Source organism: Deinococcus hopiensis KR-140, from assembly GCF_900176165.1.
Lineage (GTDB): Bacteria > Deinococcota > Deinococci > Deinococcales > Deinococcaceae > Deinococcus > Deinococcus hopiensis.
This window is the reverse complement of the sequence record NZ_FWWU01000008.1, coordinates 23099-37392: the sequence shown is the minus strand read 5'-3', so window position 1 is coordinate 37392 and position 14294 is coordinate 23099. Positions and strand designations below refer to the sequence as shown.

Genomic DNA, 14294 nt, shown 5'->3' with positions numbered 1-14294 from the left:
TTGCTTTCTTGTTTGTCCAGAAGCGCATCGTCTTACCCGTCATTGTGAAAAACTGCCTGGCTGCGCGTGTACATGTACACAAATTATGTGGTGTACATCTTGACCTGCCTGGAACCTGCCCTCTGGAGCAGATAGACACTCAGCCGCTTGGGCACCCCACAACTCCTGCTGGCAGGACGAACATCTTGTGCCGAACGTGTAACGATCGAGCTTTTACAGTCCGTCTACCATGTTTGACCCACACCCTGACTGCGCCAGCCGCACCATCGTCCTCGTCGGGTGCGTGAAGTCCAAGCAGTCACAGCCCACACTGGCAAAAGACCTGTACACCTCCAGCCTCTTCCAGGCACGGCGCCGATTCGCGGAGCGCTTCGGAGAGCGGTGGTTCATCCTCTCGGCCTTGCACGGCCTGGTTGACCCGGAGCAGCACCTCGCCCCTTACGAGCAGGTGTTGAAAGCAGGCGAGAGCCGCCGTTGGGCCGAGCAGGTCTTCACAGCCCTGGGGCCACAGCTCCAGTCCGGTGACCGGGTCGTCTTGGCTGCCGGAGGGCACTACCGCAAATCCCTCATCCCGAAGCTCAAACAGGCAGGCCATGAAGTCGAGGCGGTCCTGACGGATGTACCGGGGATTCAGGTCCAGGTCCGCCGCTTAAACGAGGCGGCGCAGAGGGGAGACTGGTGAACGCCACCGAACAGACCCAGGCCATCCGCCACTTCTACACGTTGCTGGACGACCTTGAGCAGCGGCTTGGCGGCAGACGGCTCCTCAAGGACTGCACGAGCAAAGGTTGGCCACACCGGGGCGTGTACTTCTTCTTCGAGCCAGGCGAGCAGCGCACCGTCACGGGTGAGGGAGCACGTGTGGTCCGGATCGGTACACATGCCGTCAGCGCGAACTCCAAAACGAGCCTCTGGAACCGTTTGAGCCAGCACAAGGGCAAAGTCAGGGATGGTGGTGGCAACCACCGGGGCTCCATCTTCCGCAGCCACGTCGGTTCAGCCCTCTTGGCCCGCGACGGTCTGACGTTGGCCACGTGGGGCATCGGCAGCAGCGCAGGGCAGACCGTCAAGCAGGCCGAGCACGAACACGAGCAGCGGGTCAGCCAGACACTGGGGCAGTTCGGGGTGCTCTGGCTGTCGGTCGGCGACGCGCCGGGGAAGGACAGCGAGCGGGCCTTCGTGGAGCAGAATGCGATCGCGCTGCTCAATAACGTGAATGCAGGGACAGATCCGGGTTCAGAGACCTGGCTGGGACGGCAAGCGCAGGCTCCAGCGATTCGGCGGAGTGCACTGTGGAACGTGCGGCATGTGGACGACCGCGTTGACCCGGAGTTCTTGAGCGTGTTCGAGCGGCTCGTGCGGGGGCATGACGCCGTGTAGCCAAGGTTAAGGGGAGGAGGGGGTTGGTATCGTCTCGTAGGGGCGAACTGAAAATGCTGCCTGACAACGAATACGAGGTCATCGCCCACGTGCTCCAAACGGAATACCAATCGCCGCGCCATCCTCAAGGTGTCTTGGAAGAAATGACAGCTTCGTCGACAGCTGAGGGGTTCTATTCTTCCTACCTGCACTCCCTTGAACAACGTGAGATACAACCCCCCTGGGTGCCGAGCGAAGAAGAGGAAGACTGGATGCTCAAAAACATCCATGAGCCACGCCTGATCTACCGTGGCCACGCAGTGATCCGGGGGCGGTTCACGCTGCTGACCCCACAAGCCGTGGAGCAGTTGCTGCGCATGAGTCACAAGCGTTACCCGCATCAGCGCGACAGGAGCTGGGATGCGTTTCACTCCCTGTACCCACAGGCCGGCTCATTGCTCACCGTTTCCCGGGTTGGGTTTGATCGGGGGCAAGAACAGGCGCAGATTGAGGTCTCTACCCGCATCTATGGCCATGCCTACCGTCTCGCTCGAGGAAGCCAGGCACGGACGGTCACGAGCAAAAAATGGACTTGGATGAGTTAAGTTTCACCCGCCAGAGCCACAACAGGATGGCCAGATAGGACGCCCCGAACCCACCAGAGGTGGAGGGGCGAACATCACTTCCTAAGCGTCAAAAACCATATGTGTGTACAAATACACAAAAAAGTTAAGTTGTGTACAAACACACAACTCAGAGAAACTCACCCGCGCGGTAGTTCAATGACCTGGGCTTGCGTGCCTGACACCACCAGCATCTGTCCCCAGGCCCCGCTGAACGCCAAGGTCAGGTACTGGTCCTTGCCTGCCGCGCGGAAGACCTGCTCGGTCCGCAGGAACTTCCCCTGCTTCTCAGGGTCGTAGGTCTGCACGGTCCCGTCGCTCAGCGCCACGGCCAGGAATCCACCCAGTGCGAAGGCGACGTCCGTCACCTGAACCCCCGCAGGAACCTGCGTTTGCACCAGACGCTGACCGCTGCGGATGTCCCAGAGTGCCGCTCCCCGGTCATGCTCATTCAGCGCCACGTAATGACCGAAGAGCACGGGGGCCACGTCCATCTCCACTCCGGCATCCTTGCGTTTCAGTTCGTACACCTTGCTTTCACGCCAGTTCCAGACCCGCACCTCCCCCTGGCAGGCAAAAGCGACCTGCTCGTGGTCCACGTCAATTCCCGGAGTCATCGCACGCAGGCAGGTGCGCGGCACCCGCAGGGCGGAGATTCGCCCCTTCAGGTCGCTGCGCCACAACTCCAACTGAAGGCCCTTCGCCGTGTTCGCCACGGCCACGAGGTGCGTTCCATCCGGACGGTGCATCACGTTGGAAAAGCTCCCCGGTTGCTGCCAGATAAGCGTTCCGTCTTTGGTGTTCCACAGGCGCAGCCCACGGGCGTCGGCGGTTGCCAGAGACCGGCCGTTGGGACTGAAGTGCGGTGTGAAGGCGTACTCCGTTTCACGGCCGCAGCTCAGGGCCTCTTTAAAGTCGCCTTGCAGCCTGGCCACCGGACGTCCCGCGCTGCTCCTCCAGAGCTGAGCCTCACAGGCGCGGAAGTCCAGCCGCAGGCTTTGCACCTCTCCAGAGGGGAGAACCTGCGTGCCGCGAAACTGGCTGGAGTTGGTTTCCTCGGGGGTCACCTTGGTGGGGATGGAACGGACAGGGCCCTGGCGAGGAATGAGCGTCAACTGACCGCGGCTCTCCAGAACAGCGCGCTGCGCATCCACGTAAATGGAGGAGGCGTCGGAGCCGGCAGGCAGCGGGACGGCGCGCTGAAAAGGCGGTATGGCGGTGGTCAGCAAGCCAGCCAGCAGGAGCGGGGTGAACACGACCGCACCATAAGGGCAAGAGATGAGCCGTGACGACGACTCGAATGGGGCGGCTCCCTCATCGGACGTCAGGCAAACTGTCAACGGCTGCCTTGCGTCTGCTCTTGTTGATGTACGTATACATCTGCGTCGTGGCGATGCTGGCGTGCCCCAGCACCTCGTCCAGCAGGTAAGAGTCAAAGCTGGTGATGCTTCCGGACAGTGACTCAGAGTCGGCGGGCATGGGCCATAAGCCTGATGGCTCCCCTATTGATGCCCTAACAGATCAACAGGGAAGGGGAGAGGTGGGCAGGCAGGGCATCAGCTCAACTCCTCGGGCGCTGGCTTCTATTGACCTAGGGCCAAGTGGCTGGGTGCTCATGCCAGTCCGGCCAGGTCTCGGCCTCAATCACACGAACATCAATGCGTCTACTTGTGTCCTGCAAGCTCAGCTGCCCTTAAGGGACAATCCCAGTACGTCGCAGGGCGCACTTTCCAGGTTCTGGTCTACACCCAGGTACACCTCCGTCGTCTGAATGCTGGCATGTCCGAGAGAAAGCTGAATCTGGTCAATGGGTGCTCCGCCTTTGTGCGCGAGCTTGGCGAACGTCCGGCGCAGATCGTGAGGTGCCAGGTGCACGCCTTCTGGCGTGAGGTCTGCCCGGCCAATCTGCTGCCCGTACTTGCGGACGATCAAAGCCACCGCTTCGTGCGAGAGGCTCTCCCGGGCCAGGAGACGCGCGCCCCGTGGGGAGGTGGGTCTGAACACACGCCCACTTTTCAGCCCTGCGGCGAGGACCCAGGCATCCACGGCAGCCTTGCACCAACTCGGCATGGGAATGGTCCGAGTACGGCCATGCTTCCCACTGAGATCGAGGACCACCCAGCGTCCCTCGCGCTGCTGCAGGTGATCGAAGGTCAAATTCACCAGTTCCGAACGGCGCAGCCCACAACCGAGAAGGACTGCCAGGAGTGCACGGTCACGTAAACCACGAAGCGTCGAGGTATCGGGTGCCAGGAGCAGTTCCTGAGCCTGAGACCGACTGAGCCACGCACCTGTCCGCCGGCCCTGCTTCTTGATGCCTTTCACGCGTGCGATGCTTTCGGCTTCGAACGGCGCAAGTTGTCCGTTGTCCGCTGCTTCGGGCACGAGCTTGCGGATGGCGGAGAGACGGACGTTCACGCTGGAGGAGGACTTGCCTTCTTCCAGGAGGACCGCGACGTACCTCTGCACGACGGCTTTGGTCAGCGGTGGCCGGCCTTGCTCACCCCACCAGTAGAGGAAGTCACCCAGGGCCTTCTTATAGGCGGTTTTGGTGAGGGGTGAGGTGACGGAGTCGAGGACCAGTTGGACTGGGTCGAGTGGGGTGGAGCTGATCTGGGGGACGAGGGTCAGGGGCAGCTCCTTTCTTGTTCTAAGCAGCATTATAAGTAGTATAAAATTAGAGCGACGGACCCAACTACCGAGACGACCTCCTCTGCAGGAAATAGGTCATAAGTTGGACCTTTCCCTACTTTTTAATCTCCTATGAGTCACAGTCCGCTGTGCATGTCGCCGTCCTGCCCATGGGTTCGCCGTGTCCAACTCACACTCAGGACGAGCCCTCAGGAAGATTTTGCTGCTGCCGTTTTCCGACCCAGTCTCCGCCTCTTCTGCGGAATGGGGACGACTGAATCCCGCTGGATCAGGGGGCAGTGCAGGAGAGTCCATTCCGTTTGGGGTTCACCATGGAGAAGTTGCTCAACGCTCATGCGCCCAATCTGGTAATGGGGGAGCTGCAAGGTGGTCAGTCCTGGGCGCAGATGTGCGGAGAGCATCAGTTGGTTATCAAAGCCCATCACCGACATATCGTCGGGAATGCTCAGGCCCAGTTCGTTGAGGGCAACGTAGGCGCCCATAGCCATGCGGTCATTGAAGCAGAACAGCGCGGTGGGCCGCTGACGACCTGCTGCACTAAGAAGTTTTACGGTCGCTTCGTACCCACCTGCTTGAGTACCGCCTGGACTGTACACCACCAGGTCCTCATCAAACGCCACGCCGTGTGCGGTGAGGGCTTCTCGGTATCCGGCCAGGCGAAGATGGGCAGCTGGAATGTTGTCGGAGTTGGTCACGAATCCAATGCGGGTATGGCCCTGTTCGAGCAGATGCGTGACCGCTTCAAAACCTCCGCGAAAATCATCAGGAATCAGTGCGGGGACGGACTTGACCGAAGAGAAGCAGTCCGCCAGCACGAGCGGGATATTCTCCAGAATGGGCGGAATCTGAATTTCGCGGTGATACATGGTCGCCAGGATGATGCCCTCGACCCGGTGTTCGATCATTACTTCGACGGCCTGGTCCAGGCCCTTCATGTCGTGGCCGACGGTGAGGATGACCAGGAGTTTTCCAGCGGCCTGCGCGGCGTCCTGCGCACCTTTGATGATTTCTACGGCGTGAGGTGTGGTGATGATCTCGTCAGTGATGAGACCCAGAAGATTCGTCGTTCCTCGGCGGAGCGCCTGAGCCATAGCGTTGGGACGGTAGCCCAGCTGCTGAACGGCCTGCGCAATGCGCGCTTTGGTCTCCTCAGCGATTCCAGCTTCATCCCGGCCGTTGAGCACAAAAGATACGGTGGTTTGCGACACACCCGCCACCCGGGCCACGTCGTGCATGGTGGGCCGGGCTCCCGCTGCTTTGCGCCGTTTTGGCGCCTTCTCAGTCATGCTCCAGCTATGGTAGTACGAACTGGACACTGGCGCATGGACCGCACTTCTTAAGGAAGCTAACGGGGTGGGCCCTTGTCCTCCCCCATCGTCCAGACGGTGAAGGTTCCTGCCGTGACCCGCTCGGCCGTTAACCGACCTAAGACGCTGTCCGTACGGGAGGGATACAACCGGCTCGTCAAACACGCGCGTCCCCCCGCATACACCTCCAGTACGCTTCCATCGAGAAGAACACGCAGCTCCAGCCGCTCTCCGCGACGTAGGGCCAGGTGGACGCGCTGACTGTCCCGGTTGACCCGCGGGTCCAATGAACTGCGGGAGCGGTCGAGTTTCAGTAGGCGCGCGCCAGGATCGAACGTCAGAATGGTTTCCTCACTGCGGTCCGGACTGCACAGGAGACTGAGGTGAACGGGGTGCTCGATGTCGGCTTCCAGCGTGAGCTGCAAGTCGAGGTGGGTTCCCTGGAACCCGGTGGGCTCTGTGGGACCGATCAGTACCTCTCCACCGCAAAGCAGCTTGTCCCGCAGCTGGGTGAGTTCCGAAACGGGCTGTACGTAGAGATCGCCGTCGACCAGGGCGAGCTGCCTGGGCACGCTCAGGACCCCAGCCCACCCACCAGGGACAATCAAGTCGCGATGGCGTTGCTCGTCGATCCAAGCCCACTGCAGGAGTCGCCCGTCTGGCCCCACAGCAGTGAGATGGGCGAATGCACCTCCGTCACCGTCGATGACCCCTTCCCGTTCTGCCGTGAAGCGCTCATCCTCGAATGAACCGAGAAAGTACCGCGCTCCCAGCTTGGGCCAGACGGACACAACAAGGACCCAACGGTCTCCCAGAGGGAAGAAGTTCGGACATTCCCACATCACCCCCTGATCCGTCCGTGTTGCGGTATGGAGGACGTGCAGATACGTCCACTGCTGCCCGTTGTCAGAACGGTACAGGAGGGCCGCACCCCGGTCATGATGGAGGGAAGCGCCGATGACCATGTACCAGCGCTTTCCATGCTGGAAGACGTACGGATCGCGGAAGTCATCTTGACGTACGTGCTCAGGGGGATGGGGAATGATGGGATTGTTCGCGTCTTTTTCCCAAGTCATCAAGTCCTGGCTGGTGGCCCGACACTGTGTCTGCACACCGTTTTGCCATCCCGTGTAGTACAGGGTGGGCGTGCCGTTCACCCAGGCGAAGGATCCTGAGAAGCAGCCCTGTCCGTCTGCTGTGGTAGGTGAGGGCGCGAGGGCCAGTGGCTCGTCACGCCAGGTGAGCAGGTCTGCACTGCTGGCATGCCCCCAGTGGATGTCTCCCCACGTTGGTTGGGTTGGGTTGTGCTGGTAGTACACGTGCCAGCGGCCTTCGTGATGCACGATGCCATTGGGATCGTTCAGCCATCCTGATGGAGGCGTGAAGTGGTACACAGGCCGGTACCGGTCGTGGGCGTTGGGTCTAGGAAGGGAACGCGCATTGATCATCATGGACAGCTCCAGCCGCGCGTGAGAAAAACGGGACACCTACTCAGCCCTTCAGTCCACCAGTGGCGATACCCCTCACGAAAAACCGTTGGAATGAGATGAACAGCGCGAGCAACGGCAACGTCACGAGACTTGAATATGCCATGATCTGCCCCCAGGCAGGTGTACGGCTGTAGAACTCCTGAATGCCAGGCATCACTGGGCGGGCATCAGAGCTTTGAACCACCATGATGGGCCAGAGGTAGGCGTTCCACATGCCCAATGCCTGCAGGATGGCGACGGTCGCAATGACCGGCCTGGCCAGCGGAAGGATGATCTTTCGGTAGATCTGAAAGGGCGTCGCCCCATCGACACGCGCCGCTTCATCCAGTTCACGCGGCACATCCAGGAAGAATTGGTAGAAGAGAAAGATGCTGAAGGCCGATGCCACGAAGGGCACGATTTGCACGATTCTGGTGTTGAACCATGAGCTGGTGAGGTGCAGGCCGCCCGAGTCCCATTCCAAACCGTGAAAGCGGCTGACCATGAGCAGCAGCGGAATGGCGATGGCATCGAACGGCACCACGATCAACGCGACGATGGCCCCCAGAACGGAAGTACGGCCGCGCCACTGCAGCCGGGCAAGAGCATAGGCGGCCATACTGTTCACGAAAATACTCAGGCCCACCGTGCTCCCTGTGATCAAGATGGAGTTCAGCACGTACCTTTGAAAACTGCCGCGCTCAAGCACTGAGCGGTAGTTGTCCCAAGAGACGTTCCCTACGGGGGAGAAGGCCTTCCACGAACGCAAGTCTGCAAAAAGAGCGAGGTCGTCCTTGAGGCTTGCGGCGAACATGAACAGCAGAGGAAAAACGAAGACGAACGTGAAGGTGAGCAGTACGGCATACGTCAGAGTTAATTTCAAACCCTGAATTGCTTTTCGGGGGACTCGCCGGGGCGTCCGGGGGGTAGGTTGAGGCGACTTCACGCGTCGCCCCTGAACAGAGAACGGCGCTGTAGGGCGGCCAACGCCAGAATCATCAGGAAGAAGACGACGGTGATGGTGCTGCCGTAGGCGATGTCCTGCTCCCGAAAGCCCGTACGGATGGCGTGCAGCATGATGGTCGTGGTGGCTTCACCCGGTCCCCCCTGCGTCATCACATCCACCTGTGTGAACAGGCCAAGGGCAGCGATAACGGTGGTGGTCAGCACGAACACGGTGGTGTTCCGTAAGGCAGGCAGAGTCACGAAGCGAAACCTCTGCAGGGTGTTTGCGCCGTCAAGCTCGGCAGCTTCGTACAGTTCGGAAGGAACGCCCTGGAGGCCGGCCAGAAAGATGATCATCTGGAACCCCATGCCTTGCCAGGCGCTCATGATCACGATGGCGATCAGGGCTGTTTGGGAATTGCCCAGCCAGTCGATGGGCGGAATGCGGCCGGAACTGATCGTGGAGAGCATCTGGTTGATCAGGCCGAACTTCTGGTCGTACAGCAGAGACCACAGGATGCTCAACACCACCATGCTCGCCATCACGGGGCTGAAGAACACGGTTCGGAAAAACGTCATTCCAGGAAGTCGCTGGTTGACGAGCAGGGCCAGGGCGAGAGCCAGTCCACACTGGAGGGGCACGACCAGCAACGCGAAGGTCAGGGTATTCAGCAGTGCGCGCCAAAATATTGGGTCGCGAGCAATCAGCACGTACCGGGTGGGACCAACGGTGACGCCCTGCACCTCTTTGTACCGGGCCAGATGACCACTCTGACGAACAATTTGACGCACGCGGGGAAATATCAACCGACCCTGGTCGTCTCGGGACAACGTGCCGTCCCCTCCTTGCTGGGCGTGGACGGGTAAGAGGCGGACGCTGAGCAGCCGCGCGTAATTCTCCAGCCCGATGAACTGCGTGGGATTTGGTGACAGGAGCCGCTGGTTGGTGAAGCTGAATGACACAGCGAGGAGAAATGGAATGACCACAAAGGTCAGCAGTCCGATCAGGGCGGGGGCAAGCATCAGGAGGGCTATGGGCGTGTCTGATGACCGCCGAGCATGGCAGTCCACCCTTGAAAGGGCAGGAGACTGCATGTCAGTGGAGGGCGGGTGCGTGATTCAGATCTCCTTGTGGAGGCGAGGAACACCTCAAACGCGACGGGGAGAGCGTACGCTCCCCCCGTTATGAGGATGAAGCCAGCGCTGGCTTCAGAAGCCGTATCCCTTGTTCCTTTGAATGTCATTCTCGATGGCATCAGCGGCGTTATCAAGGCTGTCTTGGACGTCGGCTCCAGCGACGATAGACCGGAGGGCCTTCTCAAAGGCGCTGGTGATGATGGGGTAGGCAGGTGTGGGCGGGCGGCTGAGCGCGTAGCGTTTGGCGAACGTGTAGTAAAACCGCGCTGACCCACCCGCGCGGTAATCGGTGGTGAGGGCTGCCGCCGCGCTTGTGGTGGGAATCAGGCTGGTGACCTTGCTGATGGTGGCGACCTCACGGGGGCTCATCATGAAGTTGATAAAGGCGGCCCCTCCTTCAGGGTTTGGGCAACTGCTGCTGATGCCCCACTGCCAGGATCCACTCCCGATTCTGGGTGCGTTGCCGAGGTTGGGGGGTGGCAAGACCACCACGTCGCTGCCCCATTTCTTCTTCGCGTCGGCGTAGGCCCAGGACCCGTTGTAATCCAGCGGCACTTGTCCGAGCAGGAAGGCGTCACCCTCTCCGGGCTTTTTGTTCGCGTAACCTTTGGCAAAAAGGTTCTGGAACCATTCGCCAAATTCTACGGCGAGGTCACTGTTGATGATGCCATCGGCTCTGAGCATGGTTTTGCGGTCGATGAGGTCGCCACCGAAACTCTGCAAGAGGGGGCTGTACGCGTAGGTCCACCACTCGCCGTCGTTGCCGTTATGCAGTTGGATGGCGTACTCGTAGCCTGGGAGCGCTTTAAGTTTGACGAGCGCCTCGTCGAACTCTTTGCGGGTCCAGGGTTTCGCCACCGTCGGAGTCCGGAGCCCAGCTTTTTGCAGGGCGCTCTTACGCGCGAGGATGCCCAGCGCGACGTCGAATTGACCGACGGAATAGAGCTTGCCTTTGTAAGTGCCCTGAGCACCGGGACTGAGGTCTTTTCTGATGCTGGTGTGCAAGTAGGTGTCCAGCGGGCGGATGTAACCGGACCATGCGAAATTGGGGACGGTCGGTTGGTCCATAGCGAAGATGCAGGGGAGCTTTTTGGCCAGCGCTGCTGCCGTGATGGACTGCGTGTAGCTTCCTTTGGGGAGGGTCTCTGCCACCACTCTGTACTTGTTTTGAGAGGCATTGAACCGGGCGATGGCTGCCTTGTTGGCATTCACTTCGGTATCCGTGCTGTCGTGATGCCACAGGGTGATGGTGACGGGCGCAGCAAGGGCAGGCCAGGCGAATGTCACGGCGAGGGCCGTCAGGGCGAATCGCTTCATTGTCTTCTCCTGATACGTATTAGTCCGCTCACACAACCAACGCCTCAACCGGACGCCTAGTGCGCCCCATCCACTTCGTTCGGCAATTCATGCTGCCCACTGCATCTTCAGTTGTCAACCCCTGGGCGCAAGGCACAGACTCAACCGATCAAAGCTGGCTGCTCGTCCAAGGCTTCCAGATCCGCTGGCGTGGGTGCGTAGGCCCCATGACGCGCGCAAGCCGCGGCAGCAGCGCGCAGGCCCACCTCGAGGTGGTGGGTCCATGGCGCTTCAGGCTGTTGCGTCGCGCTGCTAAGCAGCCCCGCACACAGCGCGTCTCCCGCACCAACGGTATCGGCCACGACGGCCTGAACCGTGGGGAGATCCTCCTTGGCACTGGACTGAAAGAGCGTTGCTCCCTTTGCTCCTCGCGAGACCACAATTGGGCACTGGGGGTTCCACGCACGCAACCGCTGCAGGGCTTCTTCCTCCGGCTGCTCCGGAAAGAAGAACCTCAAATCCTCATCACTGAATTTCAACAGGTCCGCCTGACGCACCACGGTCTGAAACACATCCGTGTAGTCCGGGTGGTGATGCGCAATGCGGGCATTGGGGTCGAAGCTAATCTTCACGCCAGCGGCTTTCGCTTTCTCGATCAAGCTCAGCAGCGTCAGAGCAAGCGGTGCTCGAGCCAGGCTGATGCCCCCGACATGCAACCAACGTGCAGCCTGCATCCACCCCGGAGGAAGGCGGTCAGCACAGAAGTGTAAGTCTGCGCTGTTCTCGCCGAGGAAGCGGTACGCAGGGGGGTGGAGCTGGTAGACGACGGCCATCAAAGTGGGTTGTGGAACCCGTTGGAGAAAGCGTAGGTCGAGCCCTGCAATCTCACTTTCATGCCAGATCTCATGACCGAAATTGTCGTCACCTACGGCACCAGCGAACGCAGTAGGAACGCCCAGGCGAGCGCAGGCACGGGCGACATTCCAACCGGCACCGCCAGCGTGGGCGTGCCAGTGCTGTCCACCAGCAGTCACGAGATCTGTCAGCGCTTCGCCAGCACTCACGATCAAGGGAAAAGACGAAATCATGAGGGGCAGCGTGACAGTCGACCTCCGAGGGTGTGGTCGTGTCGCCCAGACAAGCTGAGGTTGTTCGTCGGAGCACCCTCTTCTAGATCTTCTGCTGGGGGGTCCCCTTGACAAGCTTCAGATGCCACCTCACACTGAGGTATCTCAATGTAATCCTTTGCAGCGAACTGCCTGTGCTCCACCCTTCGCCTGCACCTGGTTCCCCAGCACAAACTTCTTAGCTGACGATCTAATACGAATTAGTAACTCCTCTCCTTTTCCCGCCTCAGCACCTAATACGTAAAACCCACGTCTCAGCTGCAATCGGTTGCAGCCACCCCATGAGGTTCCGTTCACTATGCCCAGGATCGAAGAAGTCGCGCACCTTGCAAAAGTCTCGACCGCCACAGCGTCTCGCGCGCTGAGTCGGCCTGAGATGGTGGCCATTGCCACCCGCGAACGGGTGCTAAAAGCGGCGCAAGACCTGGGGTACCAACCGAACGTTCTGGCTCGCGGTCTTCGCCAGCGTGAAACGCGAATCATCGGTCTGATCGTGACTGACATCCTCAATCCCTTTCATGCCCTTCTGGCCAAAGGCGTACAGGACGCAGCGGAACGCCAAGGCTACAACGTCTTTCTCTTCAACAGCGACGAAGAGCCGCAGAAGGAACGCCATGCCATCGACACCCTGCGTGGACACCTCCCCAGAGGGTTGATTGTGGTCCCGACCTCTGCAGCCAGAGAAAACCTACAGGCCATCGCCCACTTGCCCATGGTGGAACTTGACCGCGCGACTGGGCGACCTGGCGTCACTACCGTCACAGTGGATAACGTGACGGGTGCGTGCGTTGGAACTGCTCACCTCGCCCAGTTGGGGCACACCCGGATTGGGATGATTGTGGGGCAACTCGACATCAGCACGGCCGTTGAGCGGCACGAGGGATTTCGTAAAGCCCTCGACACGGCGGGTGTGCCTTACCGGCCGGAATTGGTTATGCCGGGTCATCACCGGGAAGAGGACGGTCGCCGGGCAGCCGTTCATCTCCTGAGCCTGCCTGCGTCCCTGCGGCCAACCGCGCTGTTTGTCGGTAACAACGAAATGACGGTGGGCGCTGTCCTGGCTGCTCAGAGTCTGGGCTTGCGCATTCCGGAAGACCTGTCGATCGTAGGTTTTGACGACTCTCGCTGGGCGCAGACCATGACACCTCCCCTGACTGTGGTTGCTCAGCCCGCTTATGAACTGGGGATGACCGCCTGCCATCAACTTCTGGCCGAACTGGACGGGCACGACGCTATCTCCGGCGCCCACCTTCAACTGCCTACTGAACTCATCGTCCGGCGGTCCACTGGTCCGCCTCCAATTCGCCCTCCTCCACCCCCGGCTGCCCTTCGCCCTTGAGCCCTCTCACCCTTTAGGAGAATGACCATGGAACACCGCAAACTGACTGCTGCCCTTGCCGCCACCCTCGCCGCTTCTGCCGCCTTCGGCGCTCATGCGCAGACCGGTGCCCAGCCTGTCATTGGGCTGATCACGAAGACAGAAACCAACCCCTTCTTCGTGAAGATGAAAGAAGGCGCTCAAGCGGAAGCCAAGCGCCTCGGTGCCAAACTGCTCACGGGAGCTGGGCGAACCGATGGTGACAATGCTGGGCAGGTCACAGCCCTTGAGAACATGCTTGCTGCCGGTGCCAAAACCATCCTGATTACGCCCAACAACGCTCAAGCCATCATCCCGGCCCTTAAGAAGGCGCGTGACGCAGGCGTCCTGGTCATTGCGCTTGACAGCCCCACCGACCCTGTCAGCGGTGTTGACGCCCTGTTCGCCACGAACAACTATCAGGCGGGTGTGCTCATCGGTCAGTACGCCAAGCGGGCCATCGCCGGTAAAACGCCGGTTATCGCCACCCTCGACCTCTTCCCAGGTCACCCAGTCGGCATTGCCCGGCACAACGGATTCCTCGCGGGTTTCGGCGTGAAAGGTATTACCGATAAGACTCCCAACCAGGTAACCGGTAGTGCCATTGCCTGCGCGCAAGACACGTTCGGCGATCAGGCCAAGGGGCAGACCGCTATGGAGAACTGCCTGCAGAAGAACCCCAATATCAACCTCGTGTACACCATCAACGAACCCGCTGCTGCAGGTGCCTATCAGGCCCTGAAAGCCATCGGCCGTGAGAAGGACGTCGTGATTGTCTCCGTGGATGGTGGCTGTGCTGGGGTGCGCAACGTGACTGCTGGCGTGATTGCTGCCACCAGTCAGCAGTACCCGCTGAAGATGGCCGCCATGGGCGTGAAAGCAGGCGTGGACTACGCCAAGACCGGCAAAAAAGTCACTGGCTACGTCGATACGGGCGTGACCCTGGTGGCAGCCAAGGCCGTCAGCGGCGTGAAGAGCAGTGACACCAAGTTTGGCCTCGCCAACTGCTGGGGCAAGTAATA

General features: G+C 60.4%; 14 protein-coding genes. 5 read left to right on the top strand and 9 right to left on the bottom strand.

Annotated elements, in window-relative coordinates:
• The first annotated feature begins 229 nt into the window (after nucleotides 1-229).
• The 3 genes from B9A95_RS10595 to B9A95_RS10585 are packed head-to-tail and all read left to right on the top strand — an operon-like array spanning nucleotide 230 to nucleotide 1964.
• Nucleotides 230-682, top strand: a complete 453-nt coding sequence (locus tag B9A95_RS10595) for a DUF6884 domain-containing protein (protein WP_084047219.1) — start codon at nucleotides 230-232, stop codon at nucleotides 680-682.
• On the top strand, nucleotides 679-1380 hold the full coding sequence (locus B9A95_RS10590) for a GIY-YIG domain-containing protein (protein ID WP_212648304.1): 702 nt from the start codon (nucleotides 679-681) through the stop codon (nucleotides 1378-1380). Before B9A95_RS10595 ends, B9A95_RS10590 begins: the two co-directional genes overlap by 4 nt.
• 53 nt (nucleotides 1381-1433) lie before the next feature.
• A complete protein-coding gene (locus tag B9A95_RS10585) occupies nucleotides 1434-1964 on the top strand; it encodes a hypothetical protein (RefSeq protein WP_084047217.1) in 531 nt (176 codons plus the stop codon).
• 158 nt (nucleotides 1965-2122) lie between these two features.
• On the opposite strand, the gene B9A95_RS10580 is transcribed toward B9A95_RS10585, so the two are convergent.
• From B9A95_RS10580 to B9A95_RS10545, 9 genes are all read right to left on the bottom strand, one after another.
• Nucleotides 2123-3238: a WD40 repeat domain-containing protein gene (locus tag B9A95_RS10580; protein ID WP_084047215.1), complete on the bottom strand. Its 1116-nt coding sequence runs from the start codon at nucleotides 3236-3238 to the stop codon at nucleotides 2123-2125.
• 58 nt (nucleotides 3239-3296) lie between these two features.
• Nucleotides 3297-3461, bottom strand: coding sequence for a hypothetical protein (locus tag B9A95_RS33550; protein WP_170928578.1), 165 nt, complete (start codon nucleotides 3459-3461; stop codon nucleotides 3297-3299).
• Nucleotides 3462-3665: 204 nt separating this feature from the next.
• A complete protein-coding gene (locus B9A95_RS10575; RefSeq protein ID WP_084047213.1) occupies nucleotides 3666-4643 on the bottom strand; it encodes a tyrosine-type recombinase/integrase in 978 nt (325 codons plus the stop codon).
• A 179-nt stretch (nucleotides 4644-4822) separates the two neighbouring features.
• Nucleotides 4823-5869, bottom strand: coding sequence for a LacI family DNA-binding transcriptional regulator (locus tag B9A95_RS10570; protein WP_139806670.1), 1047 nt, complete (start codon nucleotides 5867-5869; stop codon nucleotides 4823-4825).
• Between the two features lie 110 nt (nucleotides 5870-5979).
• Nucleotides 5980-7428: a glycoside hydrolase family 32 protein gene (locus B9A95_RS10565; RefSeq protein WP_245808250.1), complete on the bottom strand. Its 1449-nt coding sequence runs from the start codon at nucleotides 7426-7428 to the stop codon at nucleotides 5980-5982.
• Nucleotides 7429-7432: 4 nt separating this feature from the next.
• Nucleotides 7433-8293 (bottom strand): carbohydrate ABC transporter permease, encoded by an 861-nt coding sequence (locus tag B9A95_RS10560; protein WP_245808249.1) that lies wholly within the window; start codon nucleotides 8291-8293, stop codon nucleotides 7433-7435.
• A 59-nt stretch (nucleotides 8294-8352) separates the two neighbouring features.
• On the bottom strand, nucleotides 8353-9378 hold the full coding sequence (locus B9A95_RS10555; RefSeq protein WP_084047208.1) for a carbohydrate ABC transporter permease: 1026 nt from the start codon (nucleotides 9376-9378) through the stop codon (nucleotides 8353-8355).
• 186 nt (nucleotides 9379-9564) lie between these two features.
• Nucleotides 9565-10809 carry an ABC transporter substrate-binding protein gene (locus B9A95_RS10550; protein WP_084047206.1) on the bottom strand — a complete coding sequence of 415 codons (1245 nt, stop codon included), beginning with the start codon at nucleotides 10807-10809 and terminating at the stop codon, nucleotides 9565-9567.
• 140 nt (nucleotides 10810-10949) lie between these two features.
• On the bottom strand, nucleotides 10950-11876 hold the full coding sequence (locus B9A95_RS10545; RefSeq protein WP_084047204.1) for a carbohydrate kinase family protein: 927 nt from the start codon (nucleotides 11874-11876) through the stop codon (nucleotides 10950-10952).
• A 337-nt stretch (nucleotides 11877-12213) separates the two neighbouring features.
• On the opposite strand from B9A95_RS10545, the gene B9A95_RS10540 reads away from it, so the two are divergent.
• Both B9A95_RS10540 and B9A95_RS10535 read left to right on the top strand, forming a co-directional pair.
• Nucleotides 12214-13254 (top strand): LacI family DNA-binding transcriptional regulator, encoded by a 1041-nt coding sequence (locus B9A95_RS10540; protein ID WP_084047202.1) that lies wholly within the window; start codon nucleotides 12214-12216, stop codon nucleotides 13252-13254.
• 27 nt (nucleotides 13255-13281) lie between these two features.
• A complete protein-coding gene (locus tag B9A95_RS10535) occupies nucleotides 13282-14292 on the top strand; it encodes a sugar ABC transporter substrate-binding protein (protein ID WP_084047200.1) in 1011 nt (336 codons plus the stop codon).
• Nucleotides 14293-14294 lie beyond the last annotated feature (2 nt).

Excerpts from the sequence above, each read along its gene's own strand:
- B9A95_RS10575 (WP_084047213.1), bottom strand. The coding sequence starts at position 4,643 with ATGCTGCTTAGAACAAGAAAGGAGCTGCCCCTGACCCTCGTCCCCCAG.
- B9A95_RS33550 (WP_170928578.1), bottom strand. The coding sequence starts at position 3,461 with ATGCCCGCCGACTCTGAGTCACTGTCCGGAAGCATCACCAGCTTTGAC.
- B9A95_RS10540 (WP_084047202.1), top strand. The coding sequence starts at position 12,214 with ATGCCCAGGATCGAAGAAGTCGCGCACCTTGCAAAAGTCTCGACCGCC.
- B9A95_RS10595 (WP_084047219.1), top strand. The coding sequence starts at position 230 with ATGTTTGACCCACACCCTGACTGCGCCAGCCGCACCATCGTCCTCGTC.
- B9A95_RS10545 (WP_084047204.1), bottom strand. The coding sequence starts at position 11,876 with ATGATTTCGTCTTTTCCCTTGATCGTGAGTGCTGGCGAAGCGCTGACA.
- B9A95_RS10555 (WP_084047208.1), bottom strand. The coding sequence starts at position 9,378 with ATGCTTGCCCCCGCCCTGATCGGACTGCTGACCTTTGTGGTCATTCCA.
- B9A95_RS10535 (WP_084047200.1), top strand. The coding sequence starts at position 13,282 with ATGGAACACCGCAAACTGACTGCTGCCCTTGCCGCCACCCTCGCCGCT.
- B9A95_RS10550 (WP_084047206.1), bottom strand. The coding sequence starts at position 10,809 with ATGAAGCGATTCGCCCTGACGGCCCTCGCCGTGACATTCGCCTGGCCT.
- B9A95_RS10570 (WP_139806670.1), bottom strand. The coding sequence starts at position 5,869 with ATGCACGACGTGGCCCGGGTGGCGGGTGTGTCGCAAACCACCGTATCT.
- B9A95_RS10585 (WP_084047217.1), top strand. The coding sequence starts at position 1,434 with ATGCTGCCTGACAACGAATACGAGGTCATCGCCCACGTGCTCCAAACG.